This window comes from Winogradskyella psychrotolerans RS-3 (genome assembly GCF_000427335.1).
Classification (GTDB): Bacteria; Bacteroidota; Bacteroidia; order Flavobacteriales; family Flavobacteriaceae; genus Winogradskyella; species Winogradskyella psychrotolerans.
The window spans coordinates 1-1,253 of the sequence record NZ_ATMR01000066.1; the positions used below are offsets into that span (position 1 = coordinate 1).

General features: G+C 38.5%; 2 protein-coding genes. Both read left to right on the plus strand.

The window, feature by feature from the left end:
- Positions 1-461 (plus strand): hypothetical protein (locus ADIWIN_RS20485; protein ID WP_040756578.1); only part of this gene is annotated, 461 nt, incomplete at its 5' end.
- 288 nt (positions 462-749) lie between these two features.
- A partial coding sequence (locus tag ADIWIN_RS04915) for an FGGY family carbohydrate kinase (protein WP_040756579.1) occupies positions 750-1,253 on the plus strand: 504 nt, incomplete at its 3' end.

Below are 1,253 nucleotides of genomic sequence, written 5' to 3' on the forward strand. Positions count from 1 at the left end.
TGTATTCAAGCAAATATGAGGACCAGATTCAAAAAAACAAGGATGATCGCAATCCTCCTGTAACTAAAAATCCTACAGAGGGAAGTGATCAAGAGTTAATAAAAAAATACCTTAAGGGGCTTCAGCTGGAAAGCTATGACTATATAAAGGAAATTATCCATCCTGAATTTAAATGCATCAATACGAATACAGATTCTATTCACAACAGTATTGAAGAGATTACCCACTGGAAATCAGAGCACAACCTCATGAACCACCTTTCGTTTAGTGAACCTAAACTTACCAGTATTCGTGTAAATCGTGGCATTTTAAAAGGAGATTGGACTTTGGTATGGACAGTATTTTCAGCTCTGGATAGCAAAACTTTAAAATCCATTTCTTACGAGTACCACATGGCCATCAAAACCGAGGAAAATAAGATTTTAGAAATTCAAACCTGGCATCAACTTGATGAGGATTAAAAACCCAAGCGTCATTTAAGAGAAAGTCTCCGTTTTTTATAGGTCCTGATGGGCCATTTTTGATTTTTTCCGTATATTTTTACATCAAACTCGAAATACGCATAAAGATTCATAACCCGTACTCAAATCTCAAGTAAATCATACCATTTGGAGAATGAAGCTTAGCATGGCTATGCTGATAGGACAAGTAGTACCGGTTGATTTATTTTGATATTTCAGCGCAACTTTGAAAAGTCACTGCCAATTTCAAGTTTATTTTCTCGCTTTTAACAATCCAAAATAATTAATATGGACAATTATGTATTGGGTATAGACTATGGAACGGATTCTGTCAGGTCCATTTTAGTCAATGCCCGTGATGGTGTCACCCTTGCCTCCGAAGTGTATAACTACCCACGCTGGAAAGCTGGGGAATATTGCGATCCAACAAAAAACCAATACAGGCAACATCCGAAAGATCACCTGGAGGGCCTAACGCATACTGTAAAAGCCGTAGTTCAAAAATCAGGCTTGGAAAAATCTCAAATAAAAGGATTGTGTGTAGACACTACTGGCTCCTCTCCCCTACCCGTAAATAAAGATGGCCAAGCATTGGCACTTTCTGAAAAGTTTTCGGAAAACCCCAATGCACAAATGATCTTATGGAAAGACCACACAGCCATTGCAGAAGCTGATGAAATCAATCACCTGGCCAGAACTTGGGGAGGTGAAGATTTTACTAAATATGAAGGGGGGATTTACTCCTCCGAATGGTTCTGGGCAAAAATTCTCCATATCATAAGGGAAGACCCT